Below are 22,157 nucleotides of genomic sequence, written 5' to 3' on the forward strand. Positions count from 1 at the left end.
GGATTAACTATGTGTGACCAGCACCACGCCGACAGGCATATATTATGCTCGCAATGCGATATGCTCGTGGCGTTGCCAGAGCTTGGTCACGGACATAAAGCCCTGTGTCCACGTTGCGGCGCAACGTTGACGACGGAGTGGGACGCGCCAAGGCAGCGTCCCACTGCTTATGCCCTTGCTGCATTGTTCATGCTGCTGCTTTCCAACCTCTTCCCTTTCATTTATATGAAAGTGGGCGGCATGACCAGCGAGGTTGATCTGCTTGAAATTCCTGGCGTGATGTTCTCGGAAGATTACGCCAGCCTCGGCACCTTTTTCCTCCTCTTTGTCCAAATCGTCCCGGCGTTCTGTCTGGTGGTGATCCTGTTGCTGGTGAACCGCGTCAGGATGCCCGCATCCCTTAAAATTAAGCTCGCGCGTATCCTGTTCCAACTGAAAAGTTGGGGGATGGCCGAGATCTTTCTGGCGGGGATTCTGGTCAGTTTCGTCAAGCTGATGGCCTACGGCGATGTGGGAATTGGCAGCAGCTTTATTCCCTGGTGCCTTTACTGTGTATTACAGCTGCGCGCCTTCCAGTGCGTAGACAGGCGATGGGCGTGGGATGATATCGCGCCAGCACCGACGCTTGCGCAGACGGTGAAAGTCGGTGTGCCGGGTATCCGTCAGGGGCTGCGCTCTTGCTCATGCTGTACCGCCATCCTGCCCGCGGAACTCGATGTGTGTCCTCGTTGCGAAACGAAAGGCCATGTACGTCGTAAAAATAGCCTGCAGTGGACAATGGCGTTGCTGGTCACGTCAATCATGCTCTATCTGCCAGCCAATATTCTGCCCATTATGATCACCGATTTACTCGGCGATAAAATGCCCTCAACCATCCTTGCTGGGGTCGTTTTGCTGTGGGGCGAGGGATCGTATCCGGTGGCTGGCGTGATCTTCATCGCCAGTATTATGGTGCCAACCTTAAAAATGATCGCCATTGCCTGGCTCTGCTGGGACGCGAAAGGTCACGGCAAACGCGACAGCGAACGCATGCACCTGATCTACGAAGTTGTTGAATTTGTTGGCCGCTGGTCAATGATTGATGTGTTTGTGATCGCCGTTCTCTCTGCGCTGGTGCGCATGGGGGGACTGATGAGTATTTATCCCGCAATGGGAGCGCTAATGTTTGCGTTGGTCGTCATTATGACCATGTTTGCGGCCATGACCTTCGACCCTCGTTTATCGTGGGATCGTGAGCCCGAGTCAAGCCATGAGGAAGAGTAAGAGCATGGAAAATAAGAGTGGAGAGGCGAAAGTGCAGAAGGTCAAGAACTGGTCTCCGGTGTGGATTTTCCCCATCGTGACCGCGCTGATCGGTGCATGGATCCTGTTTTATCATTACAGCCATCAGGGACCGGAAGTGACGCTTATCACCACCAATGCAGAAGGTATTGAGGGGGGCAAAACCACCATCAAAAGCCGCAGCGTGGATGTGGGCGTGGTTGAAAGTGCAACCCTGACGGATGATTTAACGCACGTTGAAATCAAGGCGCGTTTAAATTCCGGTATGGAAAAATTGCTGCATGGCGACTCGGTTTTCTGGGTGGTTAAACCGCAGGTAGGACGTGAGGGGATCAGCGGGTTGGGAACGCTGCTGTCCGGCGCCTATATTGAGCTGCAGCCGGGTAAAAAAGGGAGTCAGCCGGGACAATACGAGCTGCTGGACTCTCCACCGCTTGCGCCACCGGATGCGAAAGGTATTCGCGTGATCCTGGACAGTAAAAAAGCGGGCCAGCTTTCGCCTGGCGATCCCGTGCTGTTCCGCGGCTATCGCGTGGGTTCAGTTGAAACCAGTACGTTTGACGCGCAAAAACGCACCATTAGCTATCAGCTCTTCATCAATGCGCCAAACGATCGTCTGGTCACCAGCAACGTCCGCTTCTGGAAAGACAGCGGGATCGCGGTGGATCTGACCTCGGCGGGTATGCGCGTTGAAATGGGCTCCCTGACCACGCTGTTTGGCGGCGGCGTCAGCTTTGACGTGCCGGAAGGGCAGGATTTGGGCCAGCCGGTTGCTGAGAAAACGGCGTTCAGACTCTTTGACGATCAAAGAAGTATTCAGGATGCGCTCTATACCGATCACGTTGACTTCCTGATGTTCTTCAAGGACTCCGTCCGTGGCCTTCAGCCGGGTGCACCAGTAGAATTCCGTGGCATCCGACTCGGGACTGTTGGACAGGTGCCGTTCTTCGTGCCGGGTCTTCAGCAGGTGCTGGATGACGATTATCGTATTCCTGTGCTGATCCGCATTGAGCCGGAGCGTCTGCTTAACCAGATTGGCGAAAATCAGGATATTGCCACCCATATCAGCCAGCTGATGGAACGCGGCCTGCGAGGCTCGCTGAAAACCGGCAACCTGGTCACCGGTGCGCTGTATGTGGATATGGACTTCTATCCTAAAGCGCCAGCGATTACCGGTATTCGTGAATTCGGGGGCTATAAAATTATTCCAACGGTCAGCAGCGGTCTGGCGCAAATCCAGCAGCGTCTGATGGATACGCTCGATAAGATTAACAATCTGCCGCTTAATCCGATGCTTGAAGCCGCGACCGGTTCGTTGCATCAAAGTCAGGCGACTATGCAACGTCTGCAAACGACGCTGGATAACATTAATAAGATCACGGCAAGCCAGTCCATGCAGCAGCTGCCGCAGGATATGCAGAAAACCTTGCGTGAGCTTAACCGTAGTATGCAGGGCTTCCAGCCGGGTTCAGCGGCGTACAACAAGATGGTGGCCGATATGCAACGTCTTGATCAGGTCTTACGTGAACTGCAGCCTGTGCTGAAAACGCTCAATGAGAAGAGCAACGCACTGGTGTTTGAAGCGAAAGATAAAAAGGATCCTGAGCCGAAGAGGGCTAAACAATGAAAAAATGGCTAGCGATTGCAGGAGCGGTGGCATTAACGGCCTGTAGCTCGGGTAGTGATACCAAAAGCTACTATCAGTTACCGCTGACGGCACAGGCGAGTGCACAAAGCACCGCCTCGCAGGGCAACCGTCTGTTATGGGTGGAGCAGGTTGCGGTGCCGGATTACCTGGCAGGTAACGGCGTGGTGTATCAAACCAGCGATGTTCAGTACGTTATTGCCAACAATAACCTGTGGGCCAGCCCGCTGGATCAGCAGTTGCGCAATACGCTGGTGGCGAATCTTGGCAGCCAGCTTCCTGGCTGGGTTGTCGCGTCACAGCCGCTGGGAAGCGACCAGGATACGCTTAACGTTACCGTGACGGGCTTCCACGGGCGCTATGATGGCGTTGTCGTGGTGAGTGGGGAATGGTTATTGAATCATCAGGGGCAGCTGATTAAGCGTCCTTTCCATCTGGAAATGAAGCAGCAAAAAGATGGATATGATGAGATGGTGAAAGTGCTGGCCCAGGGTTGGACGCAGGAGTCAGCGAGTATCGCCAGAGAGATTTCCAGACTGCCATAAGTAAAATTCATCGACAAAAGCCGCCGTCAGATTTTCGCTGATTGCGGCTTTTTTTTCGTTTTGGCTTCAGGTTGTTACTTGTGCCGCATCACATTTTTTGTACAAATGATCTTCTGCTTAGCTCACAAATATGACACCCGTATGAATTTTGAACGTTGACGCTGAGGCTAATTCGGGTTATTCGTTATCTGTGCTTGCACACTTTGCAATCACTGTTTTCTTTCCACCAGACAAAAGAATGAGGGAAACGAGGCATGAAGAGACAGAAACGAGATCGCCTGGAAAGGGCTCATCAACGTGGTTATCAGGCTGGCATCGCCGGACGTTCTAAAGAAATGTGTCCCTATCAGACTTTGAACCAAAGGTCTCAATGGTTAGGGGGCTGGCGAGAAGCCATCGGAGACAGGGCAGTACTTGCTTGATAGCGTCTCTTTAAAAAAGAAACCTCCGCAGAGCGGAGGTTTCGCCTTTCTGAAGCTGCTAAAAGCCGGGCTTAGAAAGCAGAGGTATCCTGGAACAGACCCACTTTCAGATCGTTCGCGGTGTAAATCAGACGACCATCTACCAGCACTTCACCATCCGCCAGGCCCATAATCAGACGACGGTTAACGATGCGCTTGAAGTGGATGCGGTAGGTGACTTTCTTCGCGGTAGGCAGTACCTGACCGGTGAATTTCACTTCACCCACGCCCAGCGCGCGGCCTTTGCCTTCACCGCCGAGCCAGCCCAGATAGAAGCCAACCAGCTGCCACATCGCGTCGAGGCCCAGGCAGCCAGGCATTACCGGATCGCCAATAAAGTGGCAACCGAAGAACCACAGGTCCGGGTTGATATCGAGTTCTGCTTCTACGTAACCCTTATCGAAGTTACCGCCGGTTTCGGTCATTTTCACGACACGGTCCATCATCAGCATGCTTGGGGCCGGTAACTGTGGGCCTTTAGCGCCAAACAGTTCACCACGACCAGAGGCAAGAAGGTCTTCTTTTGTATAGGATTCGCGTTTATCTACCATGTTCTCAGTAAGCCTTATTTTAGTGAAGGACGCAGGATAGCTAACACGTGTACGCTGAACAAGTCCGATCAGTTTGAACTAAACCAACTTAACCAGCGTAACGGCCAGGGATAACGATGACGAGCATCCGGCTGTGTCGCCTGAGCAATGCGCTCCTGAATGGTCTGCATCAGCGTGGTTTGACCCTCGCCGTCCCATACCAGGTTTGTCAGTAAGGGTAGTGCATCCTCAATGCCTTCGATGGCCCACAGGGTGAATTGTTCCTGTTCCACCGCATCAAGCAGTTCCTGGCTCAGGCTTAAATGTCGTGCGTTTGGCGCAGGGATAATGACGCCCTGTTTGCCGTTTAACCCACGCTGCTGACAAATAGAGAAGAAGCCTTCGATTTTCTCATTCAGACCACCGACCGGCTGGGCGCGGCCAAATTGATCCACGGAACCCGTAATGGCGATGTTCTGATTAATCGGGACTTCCGCCAGGGCGCTGACTAAGGCGCAGAGCTCGGCCATTGAGGCACTATCACCATCGACTTCACTGTAGGACTGCTCGAACGTCAGGGACGCAGAGAAGGGTATTTGCTGCTCAAGCTGCAGCTCGGACATCAGGAAAGCCTGCATGATCATCATGCCTTTAGCATGAATGTTTCCACCCAGCTCCGCTTTCCGCTCGATATCCGTAAATTCACCGTCGCCAATGTGAACAACACAGCTGATACGGGAAGGTTCGCCGAACGCACGAGGGTGGCCGGGGAACTCAATCACGGACAAGGCGTTAATCTGACCGATTCGTTCGCCCTCGGTCTCAACCAGAATCTGTTCCAGCAGGATTTCATCCTGCATGCGGTCCGCAAGATAGCCTTCGCGCCACTCTCGCTGAGCAAGCATCTGAGTCAATTGTTCGCCTGTGAACGCGCCTTCGCCGCTGATCGCACCCACTTCACGCAGCTGTTTGCTTATCCAGAGTGGGCAAAGCGGCAGGGTTTCCTGGTCTCCGGTATAGCGAACTGCTTCACGGATAAGACCTGACCACGCGTCGGCGGCGGGTGTTGGCAGTGCAAAGCGTTTTGCCACCGCCATTACCCACTGGCACCACTGTGCCATATCATCCGCATCGGCAATTTGAATGTTGTCTTCGTATTCGCTGTACACAGCCTGATCCGCCAGCTCTGGCTCCATTTCCTGGAAGTCGGCCAGAGACTCACGATCCCCCGTCAGCACGACGGTTAATGAGAGCGGCATTGACGGGATGGATACAGGCAGAGGGCGAGACTCGTCATAGCCTACCCAGTCGAAGCGCTGCTGGCTCACGATCGTTTTCAGACGCATCCACAGCAGCGGTTGTGACATCAGGGTGCGCAGGGAAATAATAAGCACGCCGCCATTTGCGCGATGCACCAGCCCAGGCTGCAAAGAGAGCTCGCCGTTAAACTGACGAAGACAACCAAACAGTTGTTCTGCTTCGACCCAGTTAGCGGTAACCACTTCGCCCTGTGCTGCAAAACGGCCGTCAGCCTGCGTAGCGGGTGCGAAGGTGACATCATGCCCTATGATACGATATTCGCCGCCGAAAACAGCATTCGCTTCCGGTTTCAGCTCGCGCATGGCATCACCCAGAAGCGTCAAATACTCGGCTTCTTCCGGGGCCTTGAGCAGCATGAAGGGAGATGTCGCCCATGGGCTTAACACCTGCTCCAGCGCGTAATGCAAACGCGGTTGTGTATCGCTAAGTATGAATTCGTGTTCTTGTGCGAGGTCTGGCTGTGCAAACAGTTCCTGATAGCTCTCGGTATCCGGAACCAGGTCACGCCATGCTAGTTTCGTAATGGTCAAAGTTGATGTTTTTTAGTCAGATGTAAAACCGTGGAGTATACCGTAAGCGGGGGGCTCTTCCCAAGCAGGATTGGGGATTTCGGTGAGTGAATCTCAAGCGATGTTTCACAGGATATGATTTCTTTTCAGCAGATTGCCAAAAAACTGATATTCTGAACAGAGTTACGTGGTAACACTGAGATCGCAATGAAATATCAACAACTGGAAAATCTCGAAAGCGGCTGGAAATGGAAGTACCTGGTCAAAAAGCACCGTGAAGGGGAGCTGATCACCTGCTACATCGAAGCCAGCGCTGCGCAAGAGGCCGTGGATATTTTGCTGACCCTCGAGAATGAACCGGTACAGGTGAATAGCTGGATTGAGAAGCATATTAATCCCGCCCTGTTAAACCGGATGAAGCAAACTATCCGTGCACGGCGAAAACGGCATTTTAATGCTGAGCATCAGCACACCCGTAAAAAATCAATCGACCTGGAGTTTATGGTCTGGCAGCGTCTGGCAGGCCTCGCACAACGGCGAGGAAAAACGCTGTCAGAGACCGTGGTACAGCTGATTGAAGATGCCGAACACAAAGAGAAGTATGCCAGCCAGATGTCGACGCTGAAGAACGATCTTCAGGCTCTGCTGGGTAAAAAGTAGTTTTTTACTTTTCTTCAGACAATAAAAAAACCCCGCATGGCGGGGTTTTTTTATAAGACGATAACTTATGCCGCAGGCTGAGTTACAACGTCTTTGATACCTTTAACTTCGATCTCAACGCGACGATCTGGTGCCAGGCAGTCGATCAGTGCAGCGCGAGCTTTCACGTTGTCACAGGTAGAACCGGTCACTGGGTTAGATTCGCCCATACCACGTGGGGAGATCTTGTTAGCTGGGATACCTTTAGATACCAGGTAATCAACTACAGACTGAGCACGTTTCTCAGACAGTTTCTGGTTGTAAGCGTCAGAACCGATACGGTCGGTGAAGCCCAGAACCACTACAGAACCATCTTTAGGATCCAGGTTGCTCAGCTGGGTGTACAGCTGATCCAGTGCCTGCTGACCTTCTGGTTTCAGGGTAGCTTTGTTGAAGTTGAACAGAACGTCAGACTTCAGAGTGAAGTGCTTGGTCTGTACTTCTGGAGCTGGAGCCGGAGCTGGAGCTACGATTGGCGCAGCATCTTCCTGCTGACCGAAACGGTAAGAAACACCAACGCTCAGCATGCCGTTGTCTGGACGAACGCCAGTGGTAGCACCGTCACCAATGTTGTTAACCCACTGGTATTCCAGACGGGTAGCGATGTCACGGGTCATAGCCCACTCAACGCCACCAGCGAATACTGGGGAAACACCGGTGTCATGGTCGTCGCCAGCAATGCTGTTGCTGGAGTCTGCGCGCCATACCATGCCGCCCAGACGGGTGTATACGTCCAGATCGTCAGTTACTGGGTAACCCAGTTTAGCGGTCAGCTGAACGCCTTGTGCTTTGAAAGCGCCATTTACGTTGTCGCCTTTGTATGGCATACGACCTAACCAGTCGTAACCCATTTCAAAACCAACATACGGGTTAACCTGATAGCCACCGAACGCGCCTGCACCCAGCTGGCTCTCGTGAGTCGGGCCATCGTTGTTCAGGCTGCTGTTGTACCAGCCGGTGTCATGGAACTGAGACCAGCCCAGTTTACCACCTGCATACCAGGTATTATCTTTCGGAGCGGCCTGCGCTACGGTAGCGAAGCCAGCCAGTGCCACTGCAATCGCGATAGCTGTCTTTTTCATTTTTTGCGCCTCGTTATCATCCAAAATTTGCCATGAAGATCTCTGCAGAGAAATCACGGTTAAATCCTTCACCGGGGGGCGTGGTCAAATATAAATCTACCGATATCTTCGGCTTAGGCCGAGCACCCCTGGCGATGTAAAGTCTACAACGTAGATGAAAACTTACAAGTGTGAAGTCTGTCAGGCATATGAAAAAAAAAGTTCCGTATACCTATTATTTAACATTTCTTGAACGAAAATTGTGCAGCAAAATTAACGAGAACCGCACCAGACAAGCCTTGCCGAAGATTTGACGCGTTGAACTATTTCTGCATCTTATGGTCGAAAAAAATTCCAGGAAAACTCCTAATTTCACTCAATGATACAAATTTGAGTGAATTTTTAGCCCGGAATGTTGTCCTCTGCGATAAGAATCTGCACGAACCGGTCGCATAATAAACCCCATCGCGTGACCTTCTTCCGCTGCTTCCGTCAGTCTGAGGTGTTCCTCTTCCGTCAACTCATCAGGCAGCCATCCGATCACCACACTGTAATTCCCTGTGCGTAAGGCCCGAATCATTGAATCTACCGTATCGCAGGGTGAGAGTTGGTTAATCTGCATCACTTTCGCCAGCGGCAGGCCCGCAGACAGAACCCATTCGCGGCTCAATTTTTGTTGTGGCGTCAGCCAAAGCTGCCAGCGTGATTGCTGACCAAGCTGTTGTAATAGCGGCAGTAATAAGAGTTGCGTCAACAGAGGCTGGTCTTCACGATAAACCACTTCACTGATAAGCCCTGTAGAATCACGCCCGACGGATTTCTGCGCGACATTGCCAGCGGTAGAAGAGAGAGATGTTGAGCGATTTGCATAGCCTGAAGTGTACATATTCATTCCAGCCCTGTAGTTACTGTATGGATATACAGTAACCCCTGTATGCATAAAGATCAACCTCATTTTCGGAAAGAGACTCGCAAATTTCACCCATTCTTGGTGCGCCATAAAAAATCATCTTGCCCTCCAGCAATAAGTTGCCTATTTTCCTGCTAACGGATCCGTTAGTGAGAAATATCGTTGTTAATAATTGATTTTTAATGGAATTATCATGAAAAAGATATCTTATGAGCGGATTTATAAATCACAGGAATACCTCTCACCCTTGGGCGAAATTCATCATCGGGCGCTATTTGGTGGGTACACCCTGGCGGTGGATAACGCGGTGTTCGCGATGGTGTCGGAGGGGGAACTCTACCTCCGGGCCTGTGAAGAGAGTGCCAGGTATTGTGTAAAAAACGCCTCTTCGTTTCTGACGCTGATGAAACGAGGCCGTCCCGTCCTGCTTAATTATTATCGGGTGGACGAAGGGCTGTGGCAGGACAGGGACAAATTGCTCCAGCTTTCCTCCTTTGCTCTCGACGCGGCAAGGAAAGAGCGCTGCCAGCGCCATCAGCGCAACCGGCTAAAAGATCTTCCGAACCTGACCTTTCAACTTGAGGTGCTGCTTTTAGAAGCAGGCATCACGAATGAGGAAACCTTACGTGAACTGGGTGCCAGGAAATGCTGGCTAAAGATGAGGTCCAAAAACAAGGCCTTAAGTATTAAGGTGCTGTTCGCGCTGGAAGGTGCCATCGAAGGGCTACATGAAGCTGCGCTCCCGGCCGACATTCGCCGGGAGCTGACAGAGTGGTTTAATGCGCTGCCTGAGAGTCAGGAGCATCATTCCTCAAGATAGCGATCTGCTGCTGCAGTCGGCAGATTTCCGGCAGCAGGGCAATCAGCAGGCCGATTTGCTGCAGGACTAGCGGTGCTTTGTTGTCGCTGCCCGGGTCAAGGTGTGCAATACGTTGGGCCAGTTCATCCAGCGATTGCTGAACACGCGGCTCATCGGCTGGCCGATGATGAAGCGCATCATCGACGTAGCAGACAGCATCATCCAGTAAGGCGAGAATGCCCGGATTGGTCAGTTTCTCACGGTGCGCGCCCAACGTAGAAATGTAGCTAGTGAACGTATGATTCAGACACAGCAGACGAAACGCGGTTTCCCGAATATCTGCGGTGGCGCGCGGTTCCGTTGACATGTTCGAGACCACCGACGCCAGTTCAGCATCGCTGTTATGCGCATCGCGCCGGGCAATGCGATAAGCAAGGCGGTTATCGCGCCCCTGGTGGTATTGCTCAAGGATCGCATCAAGGTACCGGCAGTTTGCATTCATCGCCCTGTCTAATACGCGCGGCAAATTACGAAAACGCCAGTCGGGCCAGATGAAACTCACCGCCGCCCAGGCGATAGCGCAGCCAATGAGCGTGTCGATCACGCGGGGCAGGGCAACTTCAAACCCTTCTCCCAGCAGGTTAAAGCACAGTAAAACCAGCAGCGTGATGAACATCGTCGCGTGGGCATATTGCACGTTACGGAAGGCGAAGAACAGGACGCCGGTAATGACGATCAGCACCAGTTGGCCTTCGATGGACGGCACGAAATAGAGCACCGGAAGGCCAATGGCGACGCCTACCAGCGTTCCAATAATACGTAACGCCAGGCGGTGGCGGGTGGCGTTATAGTTGGGCTGGCAGACAAACAGGCTGGTGAGCAGGATCCAGTAGCCGTGATGTAAACCGGTTATTTGAATAAACGCGTAGCCCACGCACAGCACCAGTGACATTCTCACCGCGTGACGAAACAGGGCGGATTCTGGCGTAAAATTGCGGCTCAACCGCAGCCACATGTCGCTAACGCTATGCACGCTATCATCAGCAAGCTGATTATCAGCATCGTTGCCCGGCAAGGCCATCGCTTGTTCGGATTCAATGGTCGCCAGCTGAGCATCTATTGCCCGCAGGTTATTAAGCAAAAAACCCAGCGCTTTTATATGTTCGGGTGCGGTTCCACTGGCGCGCACGCGGTCGATTGCCGCATCAAGATGGCTAAATGCGCGCTCAAACCGCGGGTCATGCTGATAGGGCGTGCGCAGTAAAATTGAACGCGCCAGCTGCTGACACGCCTGAGACTGCATGGAAAGTAACCGCTGGAAGCGGAACATCACGTCGCTGTAGCGGAACGTTTCACGCAGGGCGGCATACTGAACGTGTGAAGAGCTGGCGCGCTCATGGATATCCTGAGCGGCAAAGTAGTAGTGCAGCGTTCTTCGCGTCCCGCGTTGACCGCGGTCTCCGCGCAGGCGGGTCAGCAGGGAGGCCTTGGTCTGGTTCAGCGTGGCGACCAGTTGGCCGTTTGCCAGCGCCAGATCGTAAAGAGGGGCCTGGCTTTCCTCTTCGATATCCGGGTCAAACAGCCGGGATTTCAGCTCCAGATAGTGAGCCAGCTGCTCATAGCTGCGGGCAAGATTATCCTGCAGAGGGCGGACCGGGAAGATGAGGTGCCCTGTTAACGTCAGCAGGTTATACCAGATAGCTCCCAGCAAAAGCAGCACAGGTTGCTGGTACCACTGGTCGTACAGGGAAACACCCAGCATGGTGTAAATAGCAATCAGCAGCGCGCCAAACGCGATGGTGGCATAACGTTGTCCAAGCCCGCCCAGCAGAATAAAGCCGCTGGTGGAGAGCGTAAGACCTAAGGCAAACAGCCAGGGCCAGGGAAAGAGCAACTCGACAGACGCGGACGCAATAAAGAAACAGACGAGAGTGATAACCAGGTTGCGCAGACGCCCGGCCAGACGGTCATCGAGGTCCGCAAGCGCCCCCGCAACCACCCCTAACGTGAGCGGAATCGTGAGCTTAACGTCATTCAGCCACCACGGCAGAGCAACGGTGCCGCAAAGGGCGATAAAAATTCTGACATTATAAAGCCAGATGCTGTTCCAGGTATAACGGCGAAGCAGTGGGCTTAGCATGAGCGCGGCCAGTCCTTATTACTGAAAACGACGGCGAGCATTGGCTTCACGCGCGGCTTGCGCCACTTCAACCGGTACGACCCTACGTCCAACTGGCCACAGGGCGATGACGGCAATTTTAAAGTTAGCGATCCCAACCGGAATACCGATGATCGTCACGCACTGGGCGATACCGGCAAAAATGTGCATCAGACACAGCCACCAGCCAAAGAAAATCAGCCACAGAATATTCAGTACGGTGCCACCGGTATTCATCAGCGCGTTTTTACCCTCCGGGTTCAGCTCATCGACGTGGACAGCTTCATTACCGTAGGGAATTAAGGAGAGTTTGGTGATTTCCCAGCAGGAGCGCGTCAGCGGCAGGGTAAAGATAAGCACGATGCTGACCAGAGTGGCAAAAAGCCAGGAAAGGGTGGTGGCAAAACCGCCCAGCACAAAATTCAACACATTCAGAACGGTACGCATAAACCCTCACTTCCTTTCGATAAAATTAACGCCCACTGATTGTAACGTTTTTTTAGGCTGGAGCACCTTAAAACTGGCAGTTAAACTATCAGGCAAATTATCTCTTCGTGGATCCGGCTGGATATGGAACTGAAAGCAACGTCAATGGGCAAACGCCTGGCTCAACACCCTTACGACAAGGTTGTGCTCCTTAACGCGGGAGTGAAAGTCTCCGGGGAACGCCACGAATATCTCATTCCCTTCAATCAAATGTTGGCGATCCACTGTAAGCGTGGGCTGGTGTGGGGCGAGCTGGAGTTCGTTTTGCCTGCCGATAAAGTGGTGCGCCTTCACGGCACCGAGTGGGGGGAAACCCAGCGTTTTCATCACCATCTGGACACGCTCTGGCAGCAGTGGAGCCAGGATATGAGCGTGATTGCCGCCCAGGTTCTGCAGCAGGTACTGGATGAAATCGCCCAGAGCGATGCTCAGCCTACGTGGCTCACGCGCCAGCAAACTGCGGGTCTGCAGCAAAAAATAAAACAGGCGCTGACTGCGTTGCCGTTCCCCGTGGCGCGTCTCAATGAGTTTGAAAATTGCCGCGATGCATGGCGGAAGTGTCAGGCCTGGCTGAGCGATATCGATAAAAGCCGCCTGGCGCATAACCAGGCCTGGACCGATGCCATGCTGACCCAATACGCTGATTTCTTCAACACGGTCGAGTCGTCGCCGCTTAACCCTGCGCAGGCGCGTGCGGTGGTCAACGGTGAACAGTCGCTGCTGGTACTTGCGGGAGCCGGAAGCGGTAAAACCTCGGTGCTGGTGGCTCGCGCAGGCTGGCTTCTGACCACTGGCGAGGCCGTAGCAGACCAGATTTTGCTGCTGGCATTTGGTCGCCAAGCCGCACAGGAGATGGACGAACGCATCCAGGAGAGGCTGCATACCCAGGATATCTCGGCCAGAACGTTTCATGCGCTTGCGCTGCATATTATTCAGCAGGGCAGCAAGAAGGTCCCGTCAATCAGTAAACTGGAAAACGACGCGCAGGCGCGCCAGGCGCTGTTTATAAAAACGTGGCGGCAGCAGTGCAGCGAGAAAAAAGCACAGGCTAAAGGCTGGCGTCAGTGGCTGGAGGAAGAGCTGAACTGGGCGGTGCCGGAAGGCAGTTTCTGGCAGGATGACAGGCTGGCGCGTCGGCTCGGCTCGCGTCTCGATCGTTGGGTCAGCCTGATGCGCATGCACGGCGGTTCACAGGCCGAGATGATTGAAAGTGCCCCGGAGGCGATCCGCGCAGTGTTTTCAAAGCGCGTGAAGCTGATGGCTCCGATGCTAAAAGCCTGGAAAACGGCGCTGAAAGAGGAGAACGCCGTCGATTTCTCGGGGCTTATCCATCAGGCCATTATCATTTTAGAGAAGGGGCGTTTCGTCAGCCCGTGGAAGCACATACTGGTGGATGAGTTTCAGGATATCTCTCCGCAGCGTGCCGCACTGCTCTCGGCGCTGCGGGCGCAGAACAAACACACGTCGCTGTTTGCGGTGGGGGACGACTGGCAGGCCATCTATCGCTTCAGCGGGGCGCAGCTTTCACTGACGACAGCGTTTCACCACTATTTTGGCGAGGGCGATCGCAGCGATCTGGACACCACCTACCGCTTTAATACGCGCATTGGCGAAATAGCCAACCGCTTTATTCAGCAGAACCCGCACCAGCTGACCAAACCGCTCAACAGCCTGACGCCGGGGGATAAAAAAGCGGTCACTCTGTTAGCCGAAGATCAGCTTGAGCCGCTACTGGATAAACTGAGCGGCTACGCGAAACCCGACGAACGCATTCTGGTGCTGGCGCGCTATCATCACCTCAAGCCGGCCGCGCTGGAAAATGCAGCTACACGCTGGCCGAAACTGCAGCTCGATTTTATGACCATCCACGCCAGCAAAGGGCAGCAGGCGGATTATGTGATTGTGCTGGGGCTGAAAGAGGGCAGCGACGGTTTCCCGGCTCCGGCCCGCGAGTCGGTGATGGAAGAGGCCCTGCTGCCAGTGCCTGAAGATTTCCCGGATGCGGAAGAGCGACGTCTGCTGTATGTGGCGATCACGCGCGCGCGTCATCGCGTGTGGCTGCTGTTCAATAAAGAGGAGCCATCCGCGTTTGTCGATATTCTGAAGAGTATTGATGTGCCGGTAGCGCGTAAACCATAGCGATGTCAGGCAAGATTTTGTAGGCCGGGTAAGGCGTAGCCGCCACCCGGCAAAAAAGTTACTTCAGTCTCTCGGAGAGATAGCGCTGATAGTCCGGGATCAGGATATCAACCGGCGAATTAAACTGCGGTGATTCGATAATGAAATCCGCCGTCGACAGGTTCGTCGCCACCGGAATATTCCACACCGTCGCCAGGCGCAGCAGCGCTTTCACGTCCGGATCGTGTGGAACCGCATTCAGCGGATCCCAGAAGAAGATCAGCACATCAATTTTCCCTTCGGAAATCTGCGCGCCGACCTGCTGATCGCCGCCCATCGGGCCGCTCAGCATGGCATTCACTTCAAGACCCGTTTCGCGCTGGATCAGATTGCCGGTTGTACCGGTTGCTGAAAGGGCGTGCTTTTCCAGCAATGACTGATGGCGGCGAACCCAGTTAAGCAGCATTTGTTTACAGTGATCGTGCGCAACCAGAGCAATGTGTTTGCGTTCCGGGAGCGTGCGTGTTGTCAGTTCCATAATCATATCCATCAGGTTAACTGACTACACGATGACGGGAACCGCCTGATGCTGCAAGAGATAGGCGTAAAAAATGTGGCTTACGACGAAGGTTGTTGTTTTGCCCACTGCAAAAAGCGGGCGCGCGTATCGGGATCGGCCTGCTGGAACCAGAATTTCAGGCGTTGTTCCGTCAGCGTCTGGGACTGAGGCGGAATAACATCCAGCTCAGAAACACCGGATAACAGCGTACTGTCGTCGGCCATCATGGTGGCAAACTGCGGAAGAGAGGCGCGTTTACCCGCTTTGTTATAAGACTCGGTTGCGGCCTCGTAGTCCGTGCCTTTTGGCGAGGAAGTGAGCGCCAGAATATCAAGCTTCACCGGGATCGGCATCGAATCCCCATCCAGCAGCTCAACGCGCGGGGCGGCGTCAAAAGCGATGGACTCTTTTTCGCTCTCAAGCCGCGGCAGGGTAATGTTTACCTGACTGACCCGCTGGGTATTAAAGCTGACAATCAGTGGGGGAGAGAGGTACATCCGTTGTTCATGATTCGCAAGGCCGATCGTTTTTTCTACCCGAAACACCAGCTGATGCGGCCCGTTATCCAGTTCGATGCTCTCTGCGCCGCGCAACAATGAACTGGAGACTTTTTTTCCGTCCAGCACCAGCAGGTCAATATCAGTCGAGAGCCGAAGCGTGGTTGCAAAGACGCAAACCGGCATCACTAACGCAATCACAGCAGAGACAATGCCGGTTTTCATAGGTGACTCCAGTTGAAAATTATTCCCGCAAGAATGTATCAAAATTTTTCGATAATCACGTTTACTAACATATAGACATAATTCACCGTTTTGCCCTCATACATCTGTATGGGATGGATGGTTGAGATGTGCGCTTTGGCGTACACTTTGAAAAAAACGAGGAGAAAAACCATGAGAGAGAATGATATTGCCGAGATTTTGACATCCACGCGCACAATTGCGCTGGTGGGTGCCAGCGATAAACCGGATCGTCCAAGTTATCGCGTGATGAAATACCTTCTCGATCAGGGCTATCACGTGATCCCCGTTTCGCCGAAAGTGGCGGGAAAGACGTTATTAGGCCAGCAGGGCTACGCCACGCTTAACGATGTACCGGAAAAAGTGGACATGGTAGATGTGTTCCGTAATTCCGAGGCGGCATGGGGCGTGGCGCAGGAGGCGATTGCCATAGGTGCGAAAACGCTGTGGATGCAGTTGGGCGTCATCAATGAACAGGCTGCTGTGCTGGCGCGCGAGGCGGGTTTACAGGTGGTTATGGACCGATGCCCGGCAATTGAAATCCCCCGGCTGGGGCTGGCGAAGTAAAAAAAAGGCCCGATTATCGGGCTTTTTTTACACGCTCAGTTGCGCAGGCGCGGTGCCTGCAACTGCTTGCGGATAGTCTGCGCTAACTCATCCATCGTGGGTTGCTCCGGATGTTCATCCTGCAGCTCACTGCTTAACTGCGCCTCAGCGAGATAGGTGTGAACGGGTTGCCCGTCGTCACCTTCCATCACCACGTGGTACCAGGGCGCGGCGCGAAGCTCTGCGTCAACCGCCAGCTCGTCGGCTGACGGTTCGTCAAGGGAATACTCCGGGTCGATATCCACGACCACACCCAAATACCCAAGCAAGGTGTGGCGGACCTGCTGGCCGATACCGAATTTGCTGGCAATCATAGTCACCTCCCGGGAAACATTACTTACACACGATGTGAGGGCAATATTTCTCTTTTCAAGTTACATGACGCGACAGGCAAACCCTTTCAGATACAGCCCTTCCGGGTAGGTAGCGATCACCGGATGATCGGCCGCCTGACGGAACTGCTCTATAAATTGTACATCACGACCAGCATCTATTGCGGCATCTGCGATGATTTTCTGAAATAAATCTGTGGTCATCAGGCCGGAGCAGGAGAAGGTCAGTAGCACGCCGCCCGGGTTCAGCAGCTGGATAGCCAACATGTTGATATCTTTGTATCCACGGCAGGCGCCCATCAGCTGGCTTTTGTTTTCCACAAACTTAGGCGGATCCATCACGATGACGTCGAACTTCTCGCCCTGATCGCGGTATTTACGCAGCAGTTTGAACACGTCATCGCGCACGAACTCCGCTTTGCTCAGGTCCAGTTTGTTTAGCTCAACGTTCTGTTTCGCCACGTCCAGCGCTTCCTGCGATGTATCCACGCTAACGACCTGGGCACAGCCGCCCATCAGCGCAGACACTGCAAAACCGCCCGTGTAGGAGAAGCAGTTCAGCACGCGCTTGTTCGCCACGTACTGGCGGGTTGCCAGGCGGCTATCGCGCTGATCGAGGTAGTAACCGGTTTTATGGCCACCCTGAATATCCACCAGCAGCTTCATGCCGTGTTCTTCGATAGGCAGCAGGGCAGGCGGCAGTTCGCCGGTAACGGGCCCCTGCGTCAGTTCCATGCCCTCTTTTTTACGCACCGCCACATCGCTGCGGTCATAAATGGCGCATTCCGGGAAAAGAGACTGAAGGGCGCTGATCAGCGCGGCACGCTGATATTCCGCCCCTGCGCTTAATAGCTGCAGCACCATGAAGTTGCCAAAGCGGTCAATGGTTACACCCGGCAGACCGTCGGACTCACCGGCGATCAGCCGATAGCTGTCCAGCCCGTCACGTTTTGCCAGCCACTCACGCCACTGCTGAGCCTGCTGCAGGCGGCGGACGAAGAAATCGATATCGATGGTTTCATCTTTATCGAATGTCCAGACGCGAGCGCGGATCTGCGATGCTGGCGAGTATGCGCCGCGCGCTAACCATTTCCCCTGATGGTCAACGATATCGATGGTTTCACCGAGGTTGGCTTTACCTTCCATACGCGCAACCGCGCCGGAAAAGACCCAGGGATGGCGGCGCAGCAATGACTTCTCGCGCCCTTTGGCTAACACTAAACGTACACTCATAATTTCTATTCTGTCGATTGCATGGAAATGGCGCGTAGAGTAGCACAGAAGGCCAGTGGCAATCATCTGCGGACACTCTGCGCCCCCTTAACTAAAAATCCGCCGGGAAATAGGCAAAGTAGTCAAAATCGGCCGGGATATGTTCGCCCGTGAAATCCTGACAGCACATCCCGACAAAAGCACCGGTGAAGCGCTCTATGCCACGTTCCTTAAAATATTCATCGGACAGTTTACTGTATTCAACATAACCCCCAATCGGGAACCATTTTTGTTCATCGAGTGAGTAGTAAAAAAGAGCGCCATCATCTTTGACGCAGACTCTGAGGTAAACCAGACCTTCTGCGGCAATTTTCACTCCTTCTCCCGTTGGTAAGGAGAATCGGTTCAGGTCATTAACCATCAAATTGACCGTCCGTTCTCCCGCTTCGTTACAGGATATGTTCAGATAAACGTAGTTGGTGGTGTCGTAAAAGCAGACCAGCCCGGCCATCTGCTGGAAGGAGCGAGGCTTAAAATCTACGCATGTCTGAGCGGTAAACGTAAAATCGGTTTGTCTTCTTGCCAGCAGGCTTTGATAGTGCTGTGAACTCAGGGATTCATAACCCCGTAACCGTAGCCATCCGCGTCTTTCCGTAAGGGTGCACATTTCCTCGCTTAAGGGGATTCGCAACGACTGGTAGTGAAGTGGCAGTACCGGCGTATCGAACTCATCCCGGGTTGGCGGCTTGGGCCACGGACGTTCTTTCAGGCGCGTCTGCACCGTTAATTCTGGCGTAATGCTGTTATTTGTTAAGCGCAGCCAGCCATCATCCGTCCAGTAAACTTGTTGTATAGCGGTTTCACGGCCCATCGGGCTGCGTCCTTTTGAAGGCAGCGGTCGCCCGCATAAATGCACGATAAACCATTCGCCCAGGCCATTATCAAAAAGATCCGCATGGCCGACGCGCTGTAAAGGTAAACGACAATCAAAGCGGGATGTCATCATTTGCCCGATGGGATCGGTTTCGTAGGGGCCAAACAGATGTCGGGAGCGCGCCAGCGTGACGCCATGATTATAAAACGTCCCACCTTCGGCCACTAACAAATAGAACCAGCCGTTCAGCTCATAAATATGTGGCCCTTCGGTGATGCCCAAAGTGGTACCGGCGTAAATTTTACGGCATTCGCCGGTTAAGCGATTATTCTGCTCATCGTATTGTTGGATGATAATGCCATTCCATTTCGGGAATCCTGCCTCACCGCCGTCCCTGTAGCTCATCTCCATGCTCATAAGCCATTTCGTACCGTCACTGTGGTGAAACAGCGAGGGATCAATGCCTCTGCTATTGAGATACGTTGGCTCAGACCATTCACCTTCGATATCGTCCGTGGTCACGATAAAGTTATTCGGGTCCCAGAAACGACCGGTCACGTTTTTGACATCGGTATAAATGAGATAAAATTTTCCGGCATCGTAGGTCAGGCATGGCGCATAGATACCCCCGGAATTGGGATTCCCGCGCATGTTCAACTGACTTTTCCGCTTCAGGGGATGAGAAATCAGCCGCCAGTTTTTGAGGTCGTATGATTTATACAAACAAATCCCAGGAAACCATTCAAACGTCGATGTTGCTAAGTAATATGCTTCACCCACTCTTATAATAGAGGGGTCCGGATTAAAGCCTGGGATAATAGGGTTAGTTATTATGGTCATCTTTGATTCCTGTTATGAAAATAGCGTTGGTAACGTCAGGCCTGTAATTCATTGTGGGTCCGGTATTGCCTCATGATGAGATACATCATGAAGACAAAAGCAGCGGGAATAAGCGTAAAGATAAGCCGCACGATCAGAATGGCGAGATCGGTTTGGATCGCGGCACTGCCCACATAGCCACCAACGGTGAGCAGCCAGCCAATGATGGCACCGCCAACCGCAATGCCAATTTTTATAGCGAAAAGATTAGTTGAGAAAACTAAGCCACTCAGCGAAATGTTTGACCGTTTTTCAACGTTATCAATAATGTCGCTGAGCAGGCTCCATTGCAGGGGTGCAGAACTGGCGTCGATGAAATGAATCAGGCAGATCGCCAGGCAAACCGGCAGGATGTATTCTGCAGGAATGGTGAAAAGGATAATCAAGATAATGGCTTGTAAAATTAACGAAACTTTATATGACAATACCCGATCATAATTTTTATATAACACCGTTGTCGACAATGCGCCCACAAATCGGGTGCAGAGAATAATAATCAGCACCAGTCCCACCAGGTCGGGTCTTTTGAGGTAGTAGCTAACGAAGTAAATGGCTCCGCCTGTTTTCAGGATACCAGCGATAAGGCTTACAATATTGAGGCTGAAGATACAGCGCCAGTTATGATCTTTCACCACGACAGTCAGATCGTTATAAATACCGCGAAAGTTACGTTTTTTACCCACCGCTTTCGCGTAATGTTCCTCGGTCATGGCAAAGCAACAGTAAAACATGATGGTGCTTATCGCGCCCATAATCACCATCGCCAGAAAATACCCTTTCTGAAGATCGCCTCCACCCAGAATTTTTGTTAATGGCAACGCCACGACGGAAACAATAATCCCGCCTAAAGCAGCGAAGGCAAAACGATAAGACTGCATTGAAACCCGTTCTTTTGAATCGCTGGAGATGTTATTAATCAGCGCGCAGTAGGGAACGTTAACGAGTGAATAAAACAGCGAGAGGGCAGTATAAGAGACATAGGCGTAAATGATTTTGGCCGTCTCGCCAACATCGGGTGTATAAAACGTCAGGGCACCAAAAATGCCGAAGGGCAGCGAGAACCAGAGGAGATAAGGTCGGAACTGACCGTACCGGGTTTGAGTATGGTCGGCAAGGTAGCCAATGTAGACGTCGGCAACGGCATCAAACGCTCTGACGACCAGGAACATGGTCCCCATATGAAAAGCGCTTAGCCCGTAGACGTCAGTATAAAAGTAGGCCATGAAAAGCATTATCGTTTGCCAGATAATATTGGACGCACCATCACCTAACCCATAACCAATCTTTTCTTTGAATCCTATATTTCTCATAATAAATACCTTTTAATCAGGATGAGTACGAATCCGAAATGAGTGGCCAGTCTCAGGTTAAAAGATAAATATTAAGAGCATAAAAAAATGTATGAGAAAGGTGCTTTTATATAATTTTTTTGCGCAGGCAGATTTGTGCCGATCACAGTTTTATCAACGACGCGGTTTAACGGTTAAAGCTGCACGTTATGACCGGTTTTTAACTGTTCTGACGTCAGATTGCTGTTCCTGAATTTTTTAGGCGTAACGCCAATAACCCTTCGGAACTGAAAGCAGTAGTACGCAGCATCTGTAAACTCACATTTGTAGGCAATATCTGTGATGCTAAGTTCTGTATTACGCAACAGCTGTATTGACAGCGCGATTTTCTTCCGCAGAAGATATTCCTTAAAACTCACCTGCATAATTTTTTTAAACGTTCTGGAAAAATGACTGGGTGAGAGTCCGACCGACTCAGCGGCTTCGTTCAAACTCATCGTAAATGAGGTTTGCGTTTCCAGGTTGATCACAAAAGAGATAATAACCGCAAAGATGGATTGATGATCCGTGTCTGTAGCAATTTTCGTTGCGCTTTCGGCATGCTGCAGAACGGTGCTGAGTAACAAAATCATTAACGGTTTAATTTCTTTTTCAGAATAGGCCGTCTCATTGACTTCTGAGAACCATTTGAAAATGAATTGTAATCTCTCTGCGTCCTTTTCTTGCAGGCAGGAAACGACACCCGTATGTGATTCCAGGGCGGGTACTGGATATTTTAGATTGCTGAGCGCAGTATGATCATATTGTAAGATAAAGCGTTCATGGTCAGCCGTAAAATCCAGTTCCATATCATGCAGCGTAAGTGGGCTAACATAAACAAGCGTATTATTCTTGAGGGTGAATTTTTCACGGCCAATACTATAGCTGCCTCTGGCTTTGTAAAACCACATTATTTCATGTTCGAGATGCATATGTGGCTTGATATACATCCCTCCCTCAGGCACTTTTTCCTGTGCGCGTAATATGTAATTTAACCCTGCTTTCGTTTCCAGTTTCTCGAAGAAATAATCTGATGGTGGCATAGGTTTTTCCTAAAATTCATCTGTTTATCCTGTTATTTTGATACCATATTCTGAGACGATTT

General features: G+C 52.2%; 21 protein-coding genes. 8 read left to right on the forward strand and 13 right to left on the reverse strand.

The annotated features are described in order from the left end of the window. Window positions 1-9: 9 nt before the first annotated feature. From pqiA to rmf, 4 genes are all read left to right on the forward strand, one after another. Window positions 10-1,263: a membrane integrity-associated transporter subunit PqiA gene (gene pqiA, locus K5E19_RS00420; protein ID WP_221549560.1), complete on the forward strand. Its 1,254-nt coding sequence runs from the start codon at window positions 10-12 to the stop codon at window positions 1,261-1,263. A 4-nt stretch (window positions 1,264-1,267) separates the two neighbouring features. Continuing rightward, entirely contained in the window at window positions 1,268-2,908 is a 1,641-nt protein-coding gene (pqiB, locus tag K5E19_RS00425; protein WP_221549561.1) for an intermembrane transport protein PqiB, read from the forward strand. After that, complete coding sequence (pqiC, locus tag K5E19_RS00430) at window positions 2,905-3,471, forward strand: membrane integrity-associated transporter subunit PqiC (RefSeq protein ID WP_221549562.1); 567 nt, start codon at window positions 2,905-2,907, stop codon at window positions 3,469-3,471. Before pqiB ends, pqiC begins: the two co-directional genes overlap by 4 nt. A gap of 254 nt (window positions 3,472-3,725) precedes the next feature. Next, window positions 3,726-3,893: a ribosome modulation factor gene (rmf, locus tag K5E19_RS00435; RefSeq protein ID WP_010429337.1), complete on the forward strand. Its 168-nt coding sequence runs from the start codon at window positions 3,726-3,728 to the stop codon at window positions 3,891-3,893. A gap of 71 nt (window positions 3,894-3,964) precedes the next feature. On the opposite strand, the gene fabA is transcribed toward rmf, so the two are convergent. Beyond that, window positions 3,965-4,483, reverse strand: a complete 519-nt coding sequence (fabA, locus tag K5E19_RS00440) for a bifunctional 3-hydroxydecanoyl-ACP dehydratase/trans-2-decenoyl-ACP isomerase (protein ID WP_010429339.1) — start codon at window positions 4,481-4,483, stop codon at window positions 3,965-3,967. Window positions 4,484-4,551: 68 nt separating this feature from the next. After that, window positions 4,552-6,312 carry a Lon protease family protein gene (locus K5E19_RS00445; protein ID WP_221549563.1) on the reverse strand — a complete coding sequence of 587 codons (1,761 nt, stop codon included), beginning with the start codon at window positions 6,310-6,312 and terminating at the stop codon, window positions 4,552-4,554. Window positions 6,313-6,498: 186 nt separating this feature from the next. Between K5E19_RS00445 and matP the strand changes: the two genes are divergently transcribed. Further along, window positions 6,499-6,951, forward strand: a complete 453-nt coding sequence (gene matP, locus K5E19_RS00450; protein ID WP_010429344.1) for a macrodomain Ter protein MatP — start codon at window positions 6,499-6,501, stop codon at window positions 6,949-6,951. Window positions 6,952-7,016: 65 nt separating this feature from the next. On the opposite strand, the gene ompA is transcribed toward matP, so the two are convergent. Together ompA and sulA are read right to left on the reverse strand one after the other, a co-directional pair. Continuing rightward, complete coding sequence (gene ompA, locus K5E19_RS00455; protein ID WP_221549564.1) at window positions 7,017-8,072, reverse strand: porin OmpA; 1,056 nt, start codon at window positions 8,070-8,072, stop codon at window positions 7,017-7,019. A 355-nt stretch (window positions 8,073-8,427) separates the two neighbouring features. Next, on the reverse strand, window positions 8,428-8,937 hold the full coding sequence (sulA, locus tag K5E19_RS00460) for an SOS-induced cell division inhibitor SulA (RefSeq protein WP_221549565.1): 510 nt from the start codon (window positions 8,935-8,937) through the stop codon (window positions 8,428-8,430). A 217-nt stretch (window positions 8,938-9,154) separates the two neighbouring features. Between sulA and K5E19_RS00465 the strand changes: the two genes are divergently transcribed. Continuing rightward, a complete protein-coding gene (locus tag K5E19_RS00465; RefSeq protein ID WP_221549566.1) occupies window positions 9,155-9,781 on the forward strand; it encodes a TfoX/Sxy family DNA transformation protein in 627 nt (208 codons plus the stop codon). Here K5E19_RS00465 and yccS read toward each other — a convergent pair. After that, on the reverse strand, window positions 9,738-11,900 hold the full coding sequence (yccS, locus tag K5E19_RS00470; protein WP_221549567.1) for a YccS family putative transporter: 2,163 nt from the start codon (window positions 11,898-11,900) through the stop codon (window positions 9,738-9,740). The two genes, K5E19_RS00465 and yccS, sit on opposite strands and share 44 nt — an antisense overlap. An 18-nt stretch (window positions 11,901-11,918) precedes the next feature. Continuing rightward, complete coding sequence (locus tag K5E19_RS00475; RefSeq protein ID WP_221549568.1) at window positions 11,919-12,365, reverse strand: YccF domain-containing protein; 447 nt, start codon at window positions 12,363-12,365, stop codon at window positions 11,919-11,921. A 123-nt stretch (window positions 12,366-12,488) separates the two neighbouring features. On the opposite strand from K5E19_RS00475, the gene helD reads away from it, so the two are divergent. Then, window positions 12,489-14,543 carry a DNA helicase IV gene (helD, locus tag K5E19_RS00480; protein ID WP_221549569.1) on the forward strand — a complete coding sequence of 685 codons (2,055 nt, stop codon included), beginning with the start codon at window positions 12,489-12,491 and terminating at the stop codon, window positions 14,541-14,543. Between the two features lie 58 nt (window positions 14,544-14,601). On the opposite strand, the gene mgsA is transcribed toward helD, so the two are convergent. After that, window positions 14,602-15,060, reverse strand: coding sequence for a methylglyoxal synthase (gene mgsA, locus K5E19_RS00485; protein ID WP_008499922.1), 459 nt, complete (start codon window positions 15,058-15,060; stop codon window positions 14,602-14,604). Between the two features lie 80 nt (window positions 15,061-15,140). Continuing rightward, the gene (csgI, locus tag K5E19_RS00490; RefSeq protein WP_221549570.1) at window positions 15,141-15,803 is read right to left on the reverse strand and encodes a curli synthesis inhibitor; all 663 of its coding nucleotides are present in this window, start codon (window positions 15,801-15,803) and stop codon (window positions 15,141-15,143) included. Between the two features lie 171 nt (window positions 15,804-15,974). Between csgI and K5E19_RS00495 the strand changes: the two genes are divergently transcribed. After that, the gene (locus tag K5E19_RS00495) at window positions 15,975-16,388 is read left to right on the forward strand and encodes a CoA-binding protein (protein ID WP_010429357.1); all 414 of its coding nucleotides are present in this window, start codon (window positions 15,975-15,977) and stop codon (window positions 16,386-16,388) included. Window positions 16,389-16,423: 35 nt separating this feature from the next. On the opposite strand, the gene hspQ is transcribed toward K5E19_RS00495, so the two are convergent. The 5 genes from hspQ to K5E19_RS00520 all read right to left on the reverse strand — a co-directional run bounded on the left by hspQ (window position 16,424) and on the right by K5E19_RS00520 (window position 22,095). Continuing rightward, on the reverse strand, window positions 16,424-16,741 hold the full coding sequence (hspQ, locus tag K5E19_RS00500) for a heat shock protein HspQ (RefSeq protein WP_010429359.1): 318 nt from the start codon (window positions 16,739-16,741) through the stop codon (window positions 16,424-16,426). A 60-nt stretch (window positions 16,742-16,801) separates the two neighbouring features. Beyond that, on the reverse strand, window positions 16,802-17,992 hold the full coding sequence (gene rlmI / locus K5E19_RS00505; RefSeq protein WP_010429362.1) for a 23S rRNA (cytosine(1962)-C(5))-methyltransferase RlmI: 1,191 nt from the start codon (window positions 17,990-17,992) through the stop codon (window positions 16,802-16,804). Window positions 17,993-18,083: 91 nt separating this feature from the next. Beyond that, window positions 18,084-19,685 carry a glycoside hydrolase family 43 protein gene (locus K5E19_RS00510; RefSeq protein WP_221549571.1) on the reverse strand — a complete coding sequence of 534 codons (1,602 nt, stop codon included), beginning with the start codon at window positions 19,683-19,685 and terminating at the stop codon, window positions 18,084-18,086. Between the two features lie 35 nt (window positions 19,686-19,720). Then, on the reverse strand, window positions 19,721-21,034 hold the full coding sequence (locus K5E19_RS00515; protein ID WP_221549572.1) for a glycoside-pentoside-hexuronide (GPH):cation symporter: 1,314 nt from the start codon (window positions 21,032-21,034) through the stop codon (window positions 19,721-19,723). Window positions 21,035-21,207: 173 nt separating this feature from the next. Continuing rightward, entirely contained in the window at window positions 21,208-22,095 is an 888-nt protein-coding gene (locus tag K5E19_RS00520) for an AraC family transcriptional regulator (RefSeq protein ID WP_221549573.1), read from the reverse strand. Between the last annotated feature and the right edge of the window lie 62 nt (window positions 22,096-22,157).

Source organism: Enterobacter sp. RIT637 (assembly GCF_019718755.1).
Classification (GTDB): Bacteria; Pseudomonadota; Gammaproteobacteria; order Enterobacterales; family Enterobacteriaceae; genus Enterobacter.

What these genes read in the sequence shown, in the direction of transcription:
- pqiA (WP_221549560.1), top strand. Translation starts at nt 10, where the DNA reads ATGTGTGACCAGCACCACGCCGACAGGCATATATTATGCTCGCAATGC.
- pqiB (WP_221549561.1), top strand. Translation starts at nt 1,268, where the DNA reads ATGGAAAATAAGAGTGGAGAGGCGAAAGTGCAGAAGGTCAAGAACTGG.
- pqiC (WP_221549562.1), top strand. Translation starts at nt 2,905, where the DNA reads ATGAAAAAATGGCTAGCGATTGCAGGAGCGGTGGCATTAACGGCCTGT.
- rmf (WP_010429337.1), top strand. Translation starts at nt 3,726, where the DNA reads ATGAAGAGACAGAAACGAGATCGCCTGGAAAGGGCTCATCAACGTGGT.
- fabA (WP_010429339.1), bottom strand. Translation starts at nt 4,483, where the DNA reads ATGGTAGATAAACGCGAATCCTATACAAAAGAAGACCTTCTTGCCTCT.
- matP (WP_010429344.1), top strand. Translation starts at nt 6,499, where the DNA reads ATGAAATATCAACAACTGGAAAATCTCGAAAGCGGCTGGAAATGGAAG.
- ompA (WP_221549564.1), bottom strand. Translation starts at nt 8,072, where the DNA reads ATGAAAAAGACAGCTATCGCGATTGCAGTGGCACTGGCTGGCTTCGCT.
- sulA (WP_221549565.1), bottom strand. Translation starts at nt 8,937, where the DNA reads ATGTACACTTCAGGCTATGCAAATCGCTCAACATCTCTCTCTTCTACC.
- K5E19_RS00465 (WP_221549566.1), top strand. Translation starts at nt 9,155, where the DNA reads ATGAAAAAGATATCTTATGAGCGGATTTATAAATCACAGGAATACCTC.
- yccS (WP_221549567.1), bottom strand. Translation starts at nt 11,900, where the DNA reads ATGCTAAGCCCACTGCTTCGCCGTTATACCTGGAACAGCATCTGGCTT.
- K5E19_RS00475 (WP_221549568.1), bottom strand. Translation starts at nt 12,365, where the DNA reads ATGCGTACCGTTCTGAATGTGTTGAATTTTGTGCTGGGCGGTTTTGCC.
- helD (WP_221549569.1), top strand. Translation starts at nt 12,489, where the DNA reads ATGGAACTGAAAGCAACGTCAATGGGCAAACGCCTGGCTCAACACCCT.
- mgsA (WP_008499922.1), bottom strand. Translation starts at nt 15,060, where the DNA reads ATGGAACTGACAACACGCACGCTCCCGGAACGCAAACACATTGCTCTG.
- csgI (WP_221549570.1), bottom strand. Translation starts at nt 15,803, where the DNA reads ATGAAAACCGGCATTGTCTCTGCTGTGATTGCGTTAGTGATGCCGGTT.
- K5E19_RS00495 (WP_010429357.1), top strand. Translation starts at nt 15,975, where the DNA reads ATGAGAGAGAATGATATTGCCGAGATTTTGACATCCACGCGCACAATT.
- hspQ (WP_010429359.1), bottom strand. Translation starts at nt 16,741, where the DNA reads ATGATTGCCAGCAAATTCGGTATCGGCCAGCAGGTCCGCCACACCTTG.
- rlmI (WP_010429362.1), bottom strand. Translation starts at nt 17,992, where the DNA reads ATGAGTGTACGTTTAGTGTTAGCCAAAGGGCGCGAGAAGTCATTGCTG.
- K5E19_RS00510 (WP_221549571.1), bottom strand. Translation starts at nt 19,685, where the DNA reads ATGACCATAATAACTAACCCTATTATCCCAGGCTTTAATCCGGACCCC.
- K5E19_RS00515 (WP_221549572.1), bottom strand. Translation starts at nt 21,034, where the DNA reads ATGAGAAATATAGGATTCAAAGAAAAGATTGGTTATGGGTTAGGTGAT.
- K5E19_RS00520 (WP_221549573.1), bottom strand. Translation starts at nt 22,095, where the DNA reads ATGCCACCATCAGATTATTTCTTCGAGAAACTGGAAACGAAAGCAGGG.